This window comes from Psychrobacter immobilis, assembly GCF_904846185.1.
GTDB classification, from domain to species: Bacteria; Pseudomonadota; Gammaproteobacteria; order Pseudomonadales; family Moraxellaceae; genus Psychrobacter; species Psychrobacter immobilis_B.
Map to the genome: position 1 here is coordinate 148726 of NZ_CAJGZQ010000005.1, position 16520 is coordinate 165245.

The window sequence follows — 16520 nt, forward strand, 5'->3', positions numbered from 1 at the left end:
TGTTTTCATCAAGGAATACAAGAACGAGCTTGCAATGGCACTATACAATATATATGATTCGTATATATTTCATATACTAGGTAAAACAATGGGTATTGTTAAAATTGATGACACACTACACGAAGAGCTTCGTAAAGCCAGTGCGGTAATGGTACGTTCGATTAACGCGCAGGCAGAGTATTGGATAAAGATAGGTATGTTGGCCGAGGCCAATCCTCACGCATCTTATACCAATATCATCAGCGAGCAGTTAAAACGAGCAGATGTTAATATAGGAAATCTTATCGATGGCTAAAATCGCGCTAAAAACACCTGAAGAATTGGCAATCATGCGTGAGTCTGGACGCTTATTGGCATCGGTTTTTGCTTACCTAGATACGCACATGGTCGCTGGCATCTCCACAATGACTGTCAATGATTTAGTCGAGCGCTATATTGTGGATGTTTTGCAGTCACGACCTGCCAGCAAAGGTCAATACGGCTACCAATACGTTCTCAATACTTCTGTCAATCAAGTGGTTTGTCATGGTGTACCCTCAAGCAATCAAGACCTAAAATCAGGCGACATCATCAATGTGGACATTACTTTAGAAAAAGGCGGCTTTATTGCCGACTCTAGCAAAATGTATATGATTGGCGATGTGATGCCCTTAACAAAACGCCTCGTCGATGACACTTATGAGGCCATGTGGGCAGGTATCCGTGTGGTCAAACCGGGCGCAACGCTCGGTGATGTCGGGCATGCCATTCAAAGCCATGCTGAACAGCACGGTTACTCTGTCGTTAGAGAATACTGCGGGCATGGTATCGGTCGCGAAATGCACGAACAGCCTGAAGTTTTACATTATGGTCGCGCAGGTGCAGGCTTGGTCTTAGAACAAGGCATGACCTTTACTATTGAGCCAATGATTAATCAAGGCAAAGCCAAAGTAAAAATTAAAAAAGACGGCTGGACAGTGGTGACTGCAGACAAAAAGCTTTCTGCCCAATGGGAGCATACCATCGCGGTGACTGCCGATGGTTATGAAGTGCTGACGCTGCGTGAAGAAGAAACCCTTTAAAGCGTGCTTACAGTTTCCCTTGCTGCTGCGTAATACAAGAGTGATTCAAGTATTTAAGTATTTAAGTGTCATCTTATTATTGCCATATTGGTAACTACTGATATCATAGGTCGCGATGATTTGAGTATACGCTGAGTGATACCTCTGCCATCGCTTTTTTATATATGCCATCGATAGGAAACTGACATGATTGTCCGGCAAACCCCAAACGCTCTCAAGATACTTTTTACCCTGCACGGCTCTGTCATTCCAAAAATTTATCCGCAAATTTTGCTGATCGCGCTTCTCAGCACACTTATAACAATTATTCAGCACTGGCTTCCTGACTCTTTTCCTTATTATGGTATGGCTCCTTTTACCTTGCTAGGAATCGCGTTGTCGCTATTTCTTGGATTTCGCAACAATGCCAGTTATCAACGCTGGTGGGAAGCTCGAGGGCTTTGGGGTCAGCTGGTATATGATGCGCGTAGCTTAACCCGTCAAGTACTTTCTTTTATAGATGCTGATACCGAAAATGGGCGCGAGACTGGGCGAACGATGGTTTACCTGACCATTGCTTTTGCGCATGCTGTGCGCCATCGCCTGCGCGGATCGTCACCTTGGCATGATGTCGAGCCTTTTGTCGCATCAAAACACCATGATAGTATGCGCCAAGCGCGCAATCTACCTGATTACATCATGCGCCTCATGGGTAAGCAGCTCGGCGACATTCGGCGTCAAGGACTGGTATCAGAGCAAGTCATACAGAACATGGACGAGCGCCTGACGTCTATGACCATTGTATTGGCAGCCTGCGAGCGCATTCATAATACACCGCTGCCGTTTGCTTATATGCTGCTGGTCCATCGCACGACCTATCTGTATTGCATCATGTTGCCTTTTGGCTTGGTGGCCTCGCTCGGTTGGGTGACCCCGCTGATTTGTGCCGTGATCGCTTATACCTTTTTTGGTTTGGATGCCCTCAGTGAAGAGCTAGAAGAGCCTTTCGGCTTAGCCGCCAACAAACTACCCCTGACTGCATTATCGCGTACTATCGAGATCAATCTGCGAGAAGCACTAGAAGAGGCAGATATTCCGCCTGACATCACTCCTATCAATGGCTATTTACCATAGCCTCTTAGCTGAACGCCTATAAAGTATAAAGTAATCAATACGAAATGAGATAATATCCCATAAACGTATTGCCTTAATTTATGAGATATTTTTTATATATCCTAACTTCAAGCAGCTAAATACTATAGGCAATAGTAGAGCCTTTATAAATAAAAAATACATTTGAAAATAGTGATTTCTCTCGCCATTCTCGTGTTACTTGACCAGCTTAATAAAAAGTAAAATCTTGCCTATTTACGCTTGCAAGACAACCTTTATTCATGGTTTTTTGCGCATCACTTGCTAATGATAACTGAATTCGTCTACCATAGAGCCGATTGCTTAAGTACGAGCAGTTTAAACTTATGTAAACTTTATATCTATTTCTGAAAAATAAACCTTGTCGGGGTGCTTTGACTTTGATGCTTTAACTACAATCCAAAATCATGGCTGAGAGTTACCCGCGAACCTGATGCAGTTAGCACTGACGTAGGAAACAAGCGTGACATTTTATAGCACACCTCTTAAGCATCTATTGCTAAGCAAGCCTTGCCAGTTTATTCACATAATCTGGTAAGGTTTTTTTGTGCCTGCTCACTGCTCACCCCCTACTCTTTGCTTACTCGCATTTTATAACAGTAAGTGAACACTATGAACTACCAAACGTTACGCCACAATTGCCCAACTTGGGATGGCTATATTCAGCATGATTTTGTCAAACAGCTAACGGCAGGTACGCTCGCCGCTGACAGCTTTCGTCACTACCTTGTACAAGACTATTTATATCTTATTCACTATACCCGTGTGATGGCGTTGAGCGTGTATAAGAGTGATACGCTGGCACAAATGCGTGTCGGTCAAGCAGGCATCAATGCCATGCTCGATATGGAAATTGGCATGTATCTCGATTTATGTCATGAGTGGGACATCCCACTTAAAGAAGTAGAAAGCGCCCCTGAATCTGCCGTGACTATCGCCTATAGCCGCTACCTATTGGACGCTGCAATGTCAGGCTCATTGGCTGAGCTTTATGCGGCGATTGCTCCTTGTTTGATGGGTTATGGCGAAATTGGCAAACGCATTAAAGAACAAGGTTTTGTCGCGGACAATCCGTACCAGCCATGGATTGATGTCTTTGCCAGTGACGAATTTCAAGCGATTACCGCACAGAATGAAGCGCAGATTAATACGCTACTAGCACAGGCTAATCCTGCTCAGGCAAACAAGTTCCAACAGTTATTTAATACTGCTTCACGTATGGAAGTGAATTTTTGGCAACAAGCGCTTGATCTGTCCTAGCCCCTATGCAAGGTGCTAGCTTTATGGCAAATTTAACGTCACGTACTATTCAATATAGTTGATTCAATTTAAAACAGTGACAAGGCAACCAAGTGCAGATGTATGAGTAATACTTTAAGCGAGGTTAACGCTGTCACTCTTTTATAGTGGATTAACGATACAACAAAAAATACTCAAGGAGAAACATCATGGCAGCATTCGATGAACACGCAAGCGCGTATGACAGCTGGTTTTTTGACAACCAAAACTTACTGACCAGTGAGCTAAAACTGGTCGCTCATTTTTTAGATAAGGACAGTGAGATATTGTCTATCGGCTGCGGTAGTGGACTGTTTGAGTCACTATTGGCGCAGGATTATGATATCCATATCAGGCACGGCATTGAGCCTTCTAAAGGCATGGCTGAAATCGCTAAAAAGCGCGGCTTACAAGTGGATATTAGTCCTGCCGAGACTTGCGATATTGAGCCAAATAAGTTTGATATCATCATGTTTAACGGCAGTGTCAGTTATATTAGCGATTTGGATATCTGTATTAAAAAAGCATTTGATGCTTTAAAAACGGGCGGCAAATTGATTGTTATCGATGTGCCAAAAGAAAGCGGTTTTGCGAGCTTATATAATTTGGCTAGCTCATTAAATACTTGGGAGCATCCGCTGCTTGCTCATATCTCTCCTGCTGATCCCTATCCTATTGAGCTGGTTAAATCAGCCAATTGGCGCACCTCTGATGAAAAAATCGCGCTGATGCAAGCCAATGGTTTTGTCGATTTTGAGTATGCACAAACCTTACTGACCCATCCTATGTATGCCAATGACAAGGTGCAAGAAGTCATCGAAGGCTATGACCGTGGGGATTACGTCGCTGTTTGTGCTTATAAAAAATGAGCTGATAGGTGTATTTGCGTGTGATTAGCATGGATGACTGAGCAAAATTTATGACAGATCACAGTGATCCATAGCATACTGTCATTGCCATTTTAGCACTTGAATTATAAGTTTAGTGACACTATAAATGGTAAATAAAGCTCTTATGCTAATAGCTAACATTTAATAAAGCGAGGCCCACATCATGACTGACGATCCAAAAGACAGCACCAATCAAAACAACAACCAAGCACCAACAAATGAAAAATCAGTAAAAATGACCAACCTAACGCCCAATCAAGGTGTGATCACAGGCAAAAGGACGGATATTCAAAATCCTGAGCTCTGGGACTTTCCAATGAACTATCCACTTAGCATCATTGGTCATGAAGGCGAGCGTGAGAACTTACTCAACGAAGTGAAGCTTATCTTGGGCAGTCAGTTCCCTGATTTTGATTTGGCCTCAATAGAAGTGAAGCCGTCTAAAACCGGTCGCTTCCATTCAGCACGGGTTAATCTATATCTTACAGCAGCCGATCAGGTCAATGTGCTGTATGCCTCACTCGACGCTGCCAAAACAGTTCGTTTGGTCGTATAAGCAGATAATTGTCGTTTAAAAAAAGCCAGCCGCTTTTCCGTCGAAATCGTCACTCATACGGGTGGCGATTTTTTGTGGTTTGCTGTACAATCTGCGCCCTCATTATTATTGTTCTATGTCCCCTTATTGGTGGGTCATTTACTCGCGAATAAAAAGCAAACTGTCAGCCCGTTTTTACAAAAAACTTATTATTTGAGTCAATCGCGTCTAACCCTTACCCCATCGTCCTTTGCTAAAATTCGGACACAGCACAACCTCACAGCAACATAGTTTGATGCTAAAATCAATATAGTATTTTCAAAATTTTCCCGCTATATTGTGCCTACCTACTAACAAACACGCTATATGTAGTACTCAGTGAATTTAATTGTCACTATGAGTAGCGGTAGATTTTTGCCTAAAAAAACACCTATCGCGGCGCAAGCATCGTAGCATTATAAAGAATGCCTGCCGTTTACTGACTGTGCAGCATCACTATAAGCAACATTATAAATAATTACCAAGTTATCAACTTAAGAGGGCAACATGACACACATCGACAAAATCAAAGTGACCAAACGTGACGGACGATTAGAGCTTATTGATTTGGATAAAATTCATAAGGTAATCGAGTGGGCAGCGCACAATTTGGATAATGTGTCTGTGTCGCAAGTTGAGCTAAAGTCGCACATTCAGTTTTATGAAGGTATCAAGACTCGCGATATTCATGAAACCATCATCAAGTCAGCAGCAGATCTTATCTCTGAAGATACGCCTGATTATCAGTATTTGGCTGCGCGTTTGGCGATTTTCCATCTGCGTAAAATTGCTTACAATAAATTCACCCCGCCGCACCTTTATGATCATGTCAAAAAACTGACCGATTCTGGTAAATATGATCAGCATATCCTAGCTGACTACAGCCGTGCCGAGTTTGATGAATTAGAAGCATATCTTGATCACTGGCGCGATATGAACCTTGCTTATGCCGCTGTTGAGCAAATGGCAGGTAAATACCTCGTCCAAGACCGTGTCAATAAGACCGTCTTTGAAAGCCCGCAGTTCTTATACATGCTGGTTGGTATGTGTTTGTTTAGTCGTTATGACAAGTCAGATCGTTTGGACTACGTAAAGCGTTTTTACGATGCGACCTCGCAATTCAAAATCTCACTACCAACACCTATCATGGCAGGCGTGCGTACCCCATCACGTCAGTTTAGCTCATGCGTATTGATTGAATGCGGTGATAGCCTAGACTCGATCAACGCGACCACCAGCGCCATTGTACGCTATGTGTCACAACGCGCTGGTATCGGCATCAACGCGGGTCGCATCCGCGCTCTTGGTAGCCCTATTCGTGGCGGTGAAGCACAGCATACTGGTTGTATCCCATTCTATAAATTGTTTCAGACAGCTGTTAAATGCTGCTCGCAAGGCGGCGTCCGTGGCGGTGCAGCGACGTTATTTTACCCATTATGGCATTTAGAAGTTGAGTCATTATTGGTACTTAAAAACAACCGCGGCGTGGAAGACAACCGTGTCCGTCATATGGACTACGGCGTACAGTTAAATAAAACGATGTACACTCGCCTGATCAAAGGTCAAGACATCTCGCTATTTTCACCAGGTGACACCCCTGGCTTGTATGATGCGTTCTTTGAAGATCAGGACAAATTCGAAGAGCTATACACCAAGTACGAAAATGACCCAAGCATTCGTAGCCGTCAAATCCCAGCAGCCGATTTGTTCAGCTTGATGATGCAAGAGCGTGCGAGTACGGGTCGTATCTATATCCAAAACGTCGATCATTGCAACACGCATAGCCCATTTGACGCGAGCGTTGCGCCGATTCGTCAGTCAAATCTATGTATGGAAATCGCCCTACCGACCAAGCCACTCGATAACATCAATGACGAAGAAGGCGAAATCGCCCTTTGTACGCTATCAGCGGTCAACTTGGGTAAAGTCGACAACGTCAGCGATATCGAAGAGCCAGCCGAGCTCATCGTCCGTGCGCTTGATGCCCTGCTCGACTATCAAGACTATCCAGTCAAAGCGGCTCAAAATGGCAGCATGCGTCGCCGTACGCTCGGTGTGGGCGTGATTAACTACGCTTATTACCTTGCGAAAAATGGCGTGCGCTATTCAGATGACTCAGCATTAGGTCTGACGCATCAAACGTTTGAAGCCTTGCAATTCTATCTCTTGAAAGCGTCAAACAAGTTGGCAAAAGAGCAAGGCGCTTGCCCTGCGTTCAATGAGACCACGTACTCGCAAGGTATCTTGCCGATTGATACCTATAAGAAAGATTTGGATAAAATCTGCCAAGAGCCGCTACATCTCGATTGGGAAACGCTACGTGGCGAGATCACCGAGCACGGACTGCGCAACTCTACCCTCACTGCCTTGATGCCGTCTGAGACCTCTAGTCAGATCGCCAACGCGACCAACGGTATCGAGCCACCACGTGGTCTGGTCTCTATCAAAGCGTCAAAAGATGGCATCTTAAAGCAAGTCGTGCCTGAGATTGATAAGCTAAAAAATCAGTATGAGCTACTATGGCAAATGCCAAACAATGACGGTTACCTACGGCTGGTCGCTGTCATGCAGAAATTCGTCGATCAAAGCATCTCTGCCAATACCAACTACGATCCTGTTCGTTATGAAGGTGGTCGTGTACCGATGAAGATATTGCTTAAGGATTTACTAAACGCGTATAAGCTTGGCGTGAAGACGTTATATTATCACAACACCCGTGATGGTGCGAACGATGCCCAAGCGGATATGGAAGATGATTGTGCTGGCGGTGCATGTAAGATTTAATCTGCTTTCAATATGTGAATGGCGTGGATGTCAATAGCGACATTTACGCCACTGTCACCTATCATTGGAAATAAATGTTATGGAAAACATAAAAATAAGACCTAATATGAAAGTAGGTCAGTTAGATGCCGAAAGTGACATCAAATTCTTAGCAGAATGCTATGTTGATAACGGTATTATTGAAATTTTAGTCGACACTGATTCTAGTGAGGCAATTATTTTAGGAAGAACTGGAGCTGGTAAAACAGCATCCTTGATAACCGTACACAACTCAATAGACAAAGAGTATTCGAAACTATTGGATCTAGAAAATGTATTTTTGAGATATATTGATAACTCAAACATCATAAAGTTTTTGACAGATAATGATGTCAACCTAGACCTATTTTATAAGTATCTTTGGCGTCACATTCTAACTGTTGAATTCCTGAAACTAAAATACCCACATTTAGAAGATAAAAATAAATTCTTTCAATTTATAAATGATCTAAAAGACTTAATACGCCGACCCGAAGAAAAAATTGCCTTGAACTATCTAGAAACTTGGTCTGATAAATACTGGGTGGAGACTGTAGAAAACATCGAAGAAATAGTAAAAAGTTTTTCTAAAGATATAAGTGGAGAATTTGAAGCTGGATTTTTTGATAATAAGTTATCTTTGGGCGCTGCTCAAAATTTATCCGAAGAGCAAAAAATTCAAGTCAAACATAGAGCTCAGAGAGTAGTCAACAACTTGCAAATATCTCAGCTCTCTAAAGTTATTGAGCTAATGGACAAACATGTTTTTAATGACACTAAAAAACCATATTATTTGTTAATAGATAAGCTTGACGAAAACTGGGTTTCAATAGAAGTAAAGTATAGCTTAATCAAAGGCTTGATTGAAGAGATAAAGCATTTTAGAAAGATAAGTAATGTGAAAATACTAGTATCACTTAGGGTCGACCTATATCAATTAACATTGGAAAAAAACTCGGTCTAGTGGTTTTCAGGAAGATAAACTTTTATCAATAATATATAACTTAAAATGGACAGATAAATTACTAAAAGAAATAGTTGATAAACGAATTTCTTTTCTATTTAAGCATCAATATACAAATGTAAATATCAGTTTTGAAGATTTATTCCCTTCTACTAATAGTAGAAACGGTGATGCGTGGCAATATTTACTTCAAAGGACTTTTTGGCGACCAAGAGATATACTACATTTCGTGAACTACTGTTTAAGCCAGTCAGTCGAAAAAAACTTAGTCGAATGGAGTGCTATTTATCGAGCCGAGAAGGAGTATTCTAAAGATAGATTGAAGGGACTATACGAGGAATGGTATGACATTTATCCATCATTACAGTATATGACATATATATTATCAAGCACTAAAGAAATAGTATCTATAGAAGATTTACACCAAGCTTTATCAGAAGATGTAATTCTAAATCTTTATCAAGTATTCAAAAAGAATGAAATTAATGATGAGGTAACATCTATTATTTATAACTTTATAGATGAAAATATATGTCACAAAGATGATGTCACATTTGAAGTTTTAAGTTGTTTTTATCGAACAGGTATAATTGGTATTTCAGATAATCTGCCTGACAGTTTTGATTGGTCTTTTCGCCATTCTTCTCATAAATCCAACTTTGAATGTAGTCAGTCCAAATGGATAAAAGTTCATAAAATGTTTCATCAAGCTCTTCATATTGAACAGTAATTTTAGAGTACCTCTCATGAACTCTATCTTTTAAATTTATATAATGAGAACACTTTGGTTTTACCGATATAATCAAAACCTAGACAGAACTAAAATGATGGAGGTCATGTGCACTATACCGCAATCATCAAAGACGGTGGTTTGTTTATCCCAAACGTATTTTCAGACCTAAACGATGGTGGCTCGCATATCGTACAAGTGGAAGTCGACATCGCAGACGTCCGTGAGCAATTAAACGAAGGTACAGCAGCAAAACCAGAATCATTAAAGAAAGTCGCCACAAAAGTATTGAAAAAACCAGTAAAGAGAACGACTAAAAAAGACGCACAGAAAGAAATGCAGCAACTATCAGATGATGATGGCTTGAGTGCGCTGCGTAAGAGTGCGATCGATGAATTGGAAGGTTTGGACGATAGTGAGCTAAGTGAGATATTTAAAGCGTATATGAATGATGGACAGACGCCAGAACAGATATCTTTAGAGAACTTGTAATATAATTCAGTCAAACCAAATCTAGTCAAAACCCTATAACTTAATAACCATATCAATGATAAAGGCAGTCTCATGACTTATTCGATTTTTTCCCAAACGCCAAACAATGCGCTAACAGAGCCGATGTTTTTTGGTAATCCGGTCAACGTGGCGCGTTACGACCAACAAAAGCACCCTATCTTTGAGCAATTGATTGAAAAGCAGTTGTCTTTCTTTTGGCGTCCAGAAGAAGTTGATGTATCACGTGATCGTATGGATTATGGCAATTTGTCCTCACACGAACAGCATATCTTTATCAGTAACCTAAAGTATCAAACGCTACTCGACTCTATCCAAGGTCGTAGCCCAAACGTCGTGCTACTGCCATTGGTTTCGATTCCTGAACTTGAGACATGGATTGAGACGTGGACGTTTTCTGAGACCATTCACTCGCGCAGCTATACCCATATCATTCGTAATATTATCAATGATCCTGCTATCGTCTTTGATGACATCATGCAAAACGATCATATTCTAGAGCGCGCCGCAGACATCGCCAAGTACTACGATGACTTGTATTACAACTCATCGCTATACAACCTATACGGTGCAGGCACGCACACGATCAATGGCAAGCAAATTACCGTCGATTTGAAATCGCTGAAAAAGCAGCTTTACTTATGCTTGATGGCAGTCAACGTCTTAGAAGCCATTCGCTTTTATGTGTCATTCGCTTGCTCGTTTGCCTTTGCTGAGCGTAAGCTGATGGAAGGTAATGCCAAGATTATTAAATTGATTGCTCGTGATGAGGCGCTACATTTAACGGGCACGCAGCATATTCTTAACCTCATGCGCATCGGTCGTGATGATCCTGAGATGGTCGACATTGCCAAAGAATGCTACGAAGAAAGCATCGAAATATTCCGTAAAGCGGCTGAGCAAGAAAAAGAATGGGCAGGTTATCTATTTAAAGACGGCTCAATGATTGGTCTCAATAAAGACATTCTTTGCCAATACATCGAATATATCACCAACTTACGTATGGAAGCGGTTGGCTTGCCAGTCGCATTCCCGAATTCTAAATCAAACCCAATCCCGTGGATTAATACGTGGTTGTCATCTGACAACGTGCAAGTTGCCCCGCAAGAGACGGAAATCAGCTCATACTTGGTTGGTCAAATTGATTCAGATTTATCAGACAGTGATTTTGATGATTTTGAACTTTAGAGCTTATGTGTTCATTTAAAAAATAGTTTTTGAAAGATTATATAGTCGTTTCAATATAATTTGGATACAAGGAAGGCAAGCGAAAGTACTACAAATAGTAGACTAAGCGAGCCTGACACCGTATCTGATTTATATAGGATTGACTGTAGTTTAGAAAATACAGAATGATAGGGAAACGAACAGGATAAGACTATGACTTGGGTAATGACGAGTAAAAAGCAATTTTACTTGCATGATGACGAAAGCTTGCTTGATGGATTACTACGCACCGGACATGATATCAATTATCAATGTAAGGAAGGCTATTGTGGCAGCTGCCGCATCAAGCGTATCGCCAGCTCACACGTCATTGACTATCCGTTTGCGCCCCTTGCTATGATTGATGAAGACGAGATCCTGCCGTGCTGTTGTCGTGTGCAGGGTGTGATTTATATCAATCACGAGCCTACTATAGAGTAATATTAACAAAGATAATTCTAAAAAATTCGAAACAAAAAGCGCGTTATCTTCAAGATAACGCGCTTTTTTACTGTCTATAAACCGTCCAAGCCATTTTGATTAAGCTTATTTTTCTTAAGCTTTATGTGATGAAAAATGGCATTATAAGGGCGCACCATCTCTTTCAAATAACTGCAACAGCTCTTCACGCATACGGTCACGCTCGGCTTCTGACATCATCGGCACGTCTTGTCCCTCACCTTGTAGATTTGGATTTTCTATACCACCAACATTTTCATCAAGAATCACGACCGGACGTTCCATCGGCTCTTGTGCTGGACGCTCTTCTAACAGTATTTTGACTTGGGCATTTTTGCCACGGCGTAGTATTTGCGCATTCAGCGTGGTATTCGGTGCTTTACGAGCGACATACTGAATCAAGGTATTGGCATCCGTCATCTCGACGCCGTCAATCGTCAAAATAATATCGCCGATACGCAGACCACTCTTAGCAGCAGGACTCTTAGGAACGACATTAAGCACTTCTACCCCAGTCGAGGTTTCAAGCTGCGTTGGGTCACGTAACTGTGACTGTATCTCAATCCCCAACCAACCACGGCTCACCTTACCATCTTTGATAATGGCATTCATCACTTGCTCAACGATGGCGGTAGGAATAGCAAAACCGATACCCATAGAGCCGCCAGAGCGTGAGTAAATGGCCGTATTAATACCAATCAATTCACCAAAAGCATCAACGAGTGCGCCGCCCGAATTACCTGGATTGATAGCTGCATCGGTCTGGATAAAGTCTTCAAACTTGTTGACCCCAAGCCCAGTACGTCCTGTCGCTGAGATAATCCCTTGCGTTACCGTTTGACCGACACCGAACGGATTACCAATCGCTAATGCGACATCGCCAACTCGGATAGGTTCTTTACGGAAACCAAGTGGTGCCAAACCGGTCATATCTACTTTAATCACTGCCAAATCACTGTCTGGATCTGTACCAACGATTCTAGCGCGGCTCTTACGACCATCATTAAAGGCGACCGTAATTTCATCGGCTTTTTCAATCACATGGGCATTGGTCACGATATAGCCATCTTCTGAGACAATCACCCCAGAGCCTAAATTGGTATTGCCCTGCTCTTCTGACGGTGCACCATGGAACTCAAAAAAGCGACGCAACACAGGATCATTCATATAAGGATGCTCTGCCATAGTCTGCGTGGTGTAGATATTCACGACTGATCGTGAGGCGCGAGCAACCGCATTATGATAAGAAGAAATCGCTGCGGGTGTATCAGAAACAGGTGCTGACGCTTGCTGCTCAGCAGGCGTGGTTCTGGGCGGCTCCCATGCCTGCTCTGATGCCGTCTTCATACTCGCAAACAACCAAATAAATGCGGCAATCACGACTAGCAATAAAACCCAAGGTAACCATTTTAATACAGACGCCTTGCTGCTGGTGTTCCGAGATGACGACATATAAAACCTCTATAAATTTGATACAAACAGACGAAGATGAATAAGGTGAGAAGCATGGTGTATATTAGGACGCATTGAGCAGCATTTATCAAACGTTTACAGTCCATTAGATGGTTGTTTTTTGCACTATCTATACGGCACGCTTACATGTATAAATTATAACCGCCAATACTACCCAGTTGTAACGTATCGTGTACCATTTCAGTGAGTAGGATTGTCTATCCTACTGTAGCCACATGTTAAAATACTCATTATCAAAAGCCACATCTTAGCTATAAATGCTTGCCCCACTGAATCAATTATAAGGGAATACCATGACCACACACAATATCTCAACCGAGCCCTCAAATACCGCCATTACCGTTCAAGCACTGACCACATTCTGTGATGACTATTTATCAGCAGATGCTTTTAAAGATTATGCCCCTAATGGTTTACAAGTAGATGGGGGTCGACCTATCAAGCGCATCGTCACTGGTGTAACGGCTTGTGAGGCGTTGATTGATGCGGCGATTGCTGACAATGCAGACGCCATTATGGTGCATCATGGTTATTTTTGGAAAGGCGAACCTGCCCCCATCACTGGTATGAAAGGTCAGCGTATCCGTAAACTTATGCAGCATGGTATCTCTTTGATTGGTTATCATCTGCCGCTCGATGCCCATCCCGTCATTGGTAATAATGCCAAGCTGGCTGACGCATTAAACATGACCGTGATCGGCGCTTTATACCCCAGTGAGTCGCATCCAGTGGGTAATATCGCCACTTGTACCCCGCAGAATGCCCAAAGCCTCATTGCTCACATTACTCAGACGCTAGGACGATTGCCATTGCATATCTCTGCCAATTATAGCGCACCGAATAGTACAAGCGCTCATATCGATAATAACAGAATTATCGAACACGTGGGCATTTGTACGGGCGGCGCACAAGATATGATCGAACAAGCTGCATTGATGGGCTGTGACGCCTTTATCTCTGGCGAAATATCAGAACGTACCACCCATATTGCCCGTGAGCTGGGCATTGATTATTTCGCTTGTGGACATCACGCGACAGAACGCGGTGGTATTCAAGCACTCGGTCACATAGTTTCTCAAGCATTTGGCATACCCGTGACCTTTGTAGATATTGATAACCCTGCTTAAGCTGTGTCCTCAACTCTACTCATAGCTATCTAATAGCTATCTAAATTTAGAATAATTTTCGAAAAACAAGGCTAATAACAATCAGTATGGTTGCCCAATATGCATAATTTTTGCGGCTTCAATTTTCAATGGTGTACCAATAACAAGGGCATTTTTAACCGTCTATAGCCCAATTGTTAAGTTTTATCGCTAATTTCTTAACCACACTTGAATAATCCAAGGAATATCCGCATATTAATATCCGAAGAAAGAATGTCTTGTCATGAGGCTTCCCATTTATTACAGCTTCCGGTTATGGTACTTAAATGAGTATAACCGCCTAAAATCTCACTATGTTGTATAGCTATTGAGGTCATATAGATAGCGAGGTTTTGGACGGTTTACTAATAGATACACTGTGCGTGATATATTTTCAGCAGCATGGTCTATCTTGATTTAAGTGTCGCGATACTGGGTTAGCAACCGCTGATTGAGAGAATATTTTAGTAAATTTTCTATCATTTTTTTATTAGTAATGAAAATAGCGACTTGCTTACCCTTATTGCTGGACAAAAAATTAATCACTGTTGACTCTATTACAAATGATTTAAAGAGGCTATGGTCATTAATATCAGTATAGAAAAGCTGAGTGTATAAGCACCACGCTCATTTTATATTTTGTCTCAATAGCTTAGTTCATGACCTTACCTATGTTTAATATATAGTTGTTTTATTCTTAGCCCCATCTATGCATCGATGAAGGAATCATCCGATTTATATCCTTCGCGGTGTTGTGCGTTCATTATTTTGTATTGATACTTTATATCGATGTTTTATATTGATATTTTGAGAGATTTTTTAGCCCTCTTATGTGATACACCGAATACGCCAGTAGATAACCAGCTAATTAAAAACTGCACCGCTACATCTGATAAAAATTCATTAGCGGCACTATTATTAAACAAGATGACGACGCACTTATCCTATTGAGAAGTGCATGGTTGTCTAAAATGCGACATCGATGTATGACTACTTTATAAGCATACATTCACAAGCGTTTTACGGTAAGCAGGATGGCTAAAATCAGGAGACATCCATGCAGCGTATTACTTATCGTGTGAAAGTATCTGCGCAAGGGGCTAGACGCCGTATTTCTTATTTACTGCGTCCATCTAAACGCCTACCGAACACTAAAAGTAACATCGTTTCATCCGTTACCCCGACGACATCGAGTCGTTTTTCTAGAACCAAAAAGCTGGCGCAAGTTTCTAGTATTGCCCTTCTCTCTTTACCTGCTGAGAGTCTGACGACGATGCGTGCGCCAGTGCCAGCCTATGATAACGTCATGCTAGAAAGCACGTTAACCATCGCTGCCGTCCCCGGTGACAGCACTTATTTTGCGACTGACGGTTTTCAACATGGCTTTGGTTTTGATTTGGTGCGTACTTATGCTGACGAGCTTGGCGTTGATATCGAACTAAAAGCGTATGCCAATGAAGAAACTGCCCTAAAGGCGCTGAGATCGGGCGAGGTAGACATGGCATTAACAACGGCCAGTACGCAGTTAAAGAGCAAGTTTAACTTATCGTCTATCAACATCAGTTGCGGCTATGACGCCAGCTTAACAAAGAATGGTTTACATCCAAAAGTCAGCTGGACGTTCAATTCATCCAATGACCCATTATCACAAAAAGCCAGTTACTTTTTGTGTGACAGCATTAAGCTGAAAAACACACAAAAACTTGCTGCCTTTTACAATCAAAACTTGCTAAAAGACGCCTATAGCCAAGATCATTTCCAAAAAACGTTGACCGAAAAGCTGCCTGATTATCAATCGTCTTTTGAAGAGCAAGCACGCAATTATAATCATGATTGGGAATTATTGGTGGCCATGGGTTATCAAGAATCACACCTTGATGCCAATGCCGTATCGCCAACGGGCGTGCGTGGGCTTATGATGTTGACCAATAATACAGCCAAAGCAATGGGGGTCTCAGATCGCGTCGATCCCTACCAAAGTATCGGCGGCGGCGCGCGTTATTTAGAGCAAATGAAAGATGACTTTGCTGATGTGCCAAAGACAGATCGTATTTGGTTTGCGCTGGCCGGCTACAACATGGGACCAAATGCAGTAAAGAGTATTCAGCGTAAACTGCGAGATCAGGGTATTGATGATAAAAGCTGGGCGAACGTTTATGCGTACTTAGCTGACAATAAAGCTGCCAATAGTCGTTATGGTCAAGCGATGCATTATGTTAGCAATATTAGAAGTTATCTTGAAACTATCAAAACTCAAACTGTCTAGTTGATAAATATTTTGAGAATTGAATTTTATA

Annotated in this window: 14 protein-coding genes, 1 pseudogene and 1 riboswitch; of the genes and pseudogenes, 14 read left to right on the forward strand and 1 reads right to left on the reverse strand. The window is 41.9% G+C overall.

Features of this window, described 5'->3' with window-relative positions; all coding sequences use genetic code 11:
• Positions 1 to 88 precede the first annotated feature (88 nt).
• From JMW94_RS04215 to yfaE, 12 genes and pseudogenes are all read left to right on the forward strand, one after another.
• Positions 89 to 295 (forward strand): ParD-like family protein, encoded by a 207-nt coding sequence (locus JMW94_RS04215; RefSeq protein ID WP_201601607.1) that lies wholly within the window; start codon positions 89 to 91, stop codon positions 293 to 295.
• A complete protein-coding gene (gene map / locus JMW94_RS04220) occupies positions 288 to 1061 on the forward strand; it encodes a type I methionyl aminopeptidase (protein WP_201601635.1) in 774 nt (257 codons plus the stop codon). Before JMW94_RS04215 ends, map begins: the two co-directional genes overlap by 8 nt.
• Positions 1062 to 1247: 186 nt before the next feature.
• Entirely contained in the window at positions 1248 to 2174 is a 927-nt protein-coding gene (locus JMW94_RS04225; protein WP_201601638.1) for a bestrophin family protein, read from the forward strand.
• Between the two features lie 373 nt (positions 2175 to 2547).
• Positions 2548 to 2666: riboswitch (TPP riboswitch) on the forward strand.
• Positions 2667 to 2804: 138 nt separating this feature from the next.
• Positions 2805 to 3452: a thiaminase II gene (gene tenA, locus JMW94_RS04230; RefSeq protein WP_201601653.1), complete on the forward strand. Its 648-nt coding sequence runs from the start codon at positions 2805 to 2807 to the stop codon at positions 3450 to 3452.
• Positions 3453 to 3640: 188 nt separating this feature from the next.
• Positions 3641 to 4339: a class I SAM-dependent DNA methyltransferase gene (locus JMW94_RS04235; protein WP_201601656.1), complete on the forward strand. Its 699-nt coding sequence runs from the start codon at positions 3641 to 3643 to the stop codon at positions 4337 to 4339.
• A gap of 256 nt (positions 4340 to 4595) precedes the next feature.
• On the forward strand, positions 4596 to 4916 hold the full coding sequence (locus tag JMW94_RS04240) for a YbeD family protein (RefSeq protein WP_045446256.1): 321 nt from the start codon (positions 4596 to 4598) through the stop codon (positions 4914 to 4916).
• Positions 4917 to 5441: 525 nt separating this feature from the next.
• Positions 5442 to 7718 (forward strand): class 1a ribonucleoside-diphosphate reductase subunit alpha, encoded by a 2277-nt coding sequence (nrdA, locus tag JMW94_RS04245; protein WP_201601659.1) that lies wholly within the window; start codon positions 5442 to 5444, stop codon positions 7716 to 7718.
• 79 nt (positions 7719 to 7797) lie between these two features.
• Positions 7798 to 8700, forward strand: a complete 903-nt coding sequence (locus JMW94_RS04250) for a P-loop ATPase, Sll1717 family (RefSeq protein ID WP_201601663.1) — start codon at positions 7798 to 7800, stop codon at positions 8698 to 8700.
• Between the two features lie 25 nt (positions 8701 to 8725).
• A pseudogene (locus JMW94_RS04255) lies at positions 8726 to 9430 on the forward strand (P-loop ATPase, Sll1717 family); the annotation flags it as partial.
• Between the two features lie 108 nt (positions 9431 to 9538).
• Positions 9539 to 9922: a hypothetical protein gene (locus tag JMW94_RS04260; RefSeq protein WP_201601669.1), complete on the forward strand. Its 384-nt coding sequence runs from the start codon at positions 9539 to 9541 to the stop codon at positions 9920 to 9922.
• 72 nt (positions 9923 to 9994) lie between these two features.
• Complete coding sequence (gene nrdB, locus JMW94_RS04265) at positions 9995 to 11128, forward strand: class Ia ribonucleoside-diphosphate reductase subunit beta (RefSeq protein ID WP_045446160.1); 1134 nt, start codon at positions 9995 to 9997, stop codon at positions 11126 to 11128.
• A 192-nt stretch (positions 11129 to 11320) separates the two neighbouring features.
• Positions 11321 to 11587: a class I ribonucleotide reductase maintenance protein YfaE gene (gene yfaE, locus JMW94_RS04270; protein WP_045446158.1), complete on the forward strand. Its 267-nt coding sequence runs from the start codon at positions 11321 to 11323 to the stop codon at positions 11585 to 11587.
• A 141-nt stretch (positions 11588 to 11728) separates the two neighbouring features.
• Here the strand turns inward: yfaE and JMW94_RS04275 are convergent, their stop codons facing one another.
• The gene (locus tag JMW94_RS04275; RefSeq protein ID WP_201601672.1) at positions 11729 to 13057 is read right to left on the reverse strand and encodes a S1C family serine protease; all 1329 of its coding nucleotides are present in this window, start codon (positions 13055 to 13057) and stop codon (positions 11729 to 11731) included.
• Between the two features lie 314 nt (positions 13058 to 13371).
• Here JMW94_RS04275 and JMW94_RS04280 point away from each other — a divergent pair, with 314 nt between their 5' ends.
• Positions 13372 to 14205, forward strand: coding sequence for a Nif3-like dinuclear metal center hexameric protein (locus tag JMW94_RS04280; RefSeq protein ID WP_201601688.1), 834 nt, complete (start codon positions 13372 to 13374; stop codon positions 14203 to 14205).
• Between the two features lie 1075 nt (positions 14206 to 15280).
• On the forward strand, positions 15281 to 16489 hold the full coding sequence (locus tag JMW94_RS04285; RefSeq protein ID WP_201601705.1) for a transglycosylase SLT domain-containing protein: 1209 nt from the start codon (positions 15281 to 15283) through the stop codon (positions 16487 to 16489).
• Positions 16490 to 16520 lie beyond the last annotated feature (31 nt).

Excerpts from the sequence above, each read along its gene's own strand:
- JMW94_RS04215 (WP_201601607.1), top strand. The coding sequence starts at position 89 with ATGGGTATTGTTAAAATTGATGACACACTACACGAAGAGCTTCGTAAA.
- map (WP_201601635.1), top strand. The coding sequence starts at position 288 with ATGGCTAAAATCGCGCTAAAAACACCTGAAGAATTGGCAATCATGCGT.
- JMW94_RS04225 (WP_201601638.1), top strand. The coding sequence starts at position 1,248 with ATGATTGTCCGGCAAACCCCAAACGCTCTCAAGATACTTTTTACCCTG.
- tenA (WP_201601653.1), top strand. The coding sequence starts at position 2,805 with ATGAACTACCAAACGTTACGCCACAATTGCCCAACTTGGGATGGCTAT.
- JMW94_RS04235 (WP_201601656.1), top strand. The coding sequence starts at position 3,641 with ATGGCAGCATTCGATGAACACGCAAGCGCGTATGACAGCTGGTTTTTT.
- JMW94_RS04240 (WP_045446256.1), top strand. The coding sequence starts at position 4,596 with ATGACCAACCTAACGCCCAATCAAGGTGTGATCACAGGCAAAAGGACG.
- nrdA (WP_201601659.1), top strand. The coding sequence starts at position 5,442 with ATGACACACATCGACAAAATCAAAGTGACCAAACGTGACGGACGATTA.
- JMW94_RS04250 (WP_201601663.1), top strand. The coding sequence starts at position 7,798 with ATGGAAAACATAAAAATAAGACCTAATATGAAAGTAGGTCAGTTAGAT.
- nrdB (WP_045446160.1), top strand. The coding sequence starts at position 9,995 with ATGACTTATTCGATTTTTTCCCAAACGCCAAACAATGCGCTAACAGAG.
- yfaE (WP_045446158.1), top strand. The coding sequence starts at position 11,321 with ATGACTTGGGTAATGACGAGTAAAAAGCAATTTTACTTGCATGATGAC.
- JMW94_RS04275 (WP_201601672.1), bottom strand. The coding sequence starts at position 13,057 with ATGTCGTCATCTCGGAACACCAGCAGCAAGGCGTCTGTATTAAAATGG.
- JMW94_RS04280 (WP_201601688.1), top strand. The coding sequence starts at position 13,372 with ATGACCACACACAATATCTCAACCGAGCCCTCAAATACCGCCATTACC.
- JMW94_RS04285 (WP_201601705.1), top strand. The coding sequence starts at position 15,281 with ATGCAGCGTATTACTTATCGTGTGAAAGTATCTGCGCAAGGGGCTAGA.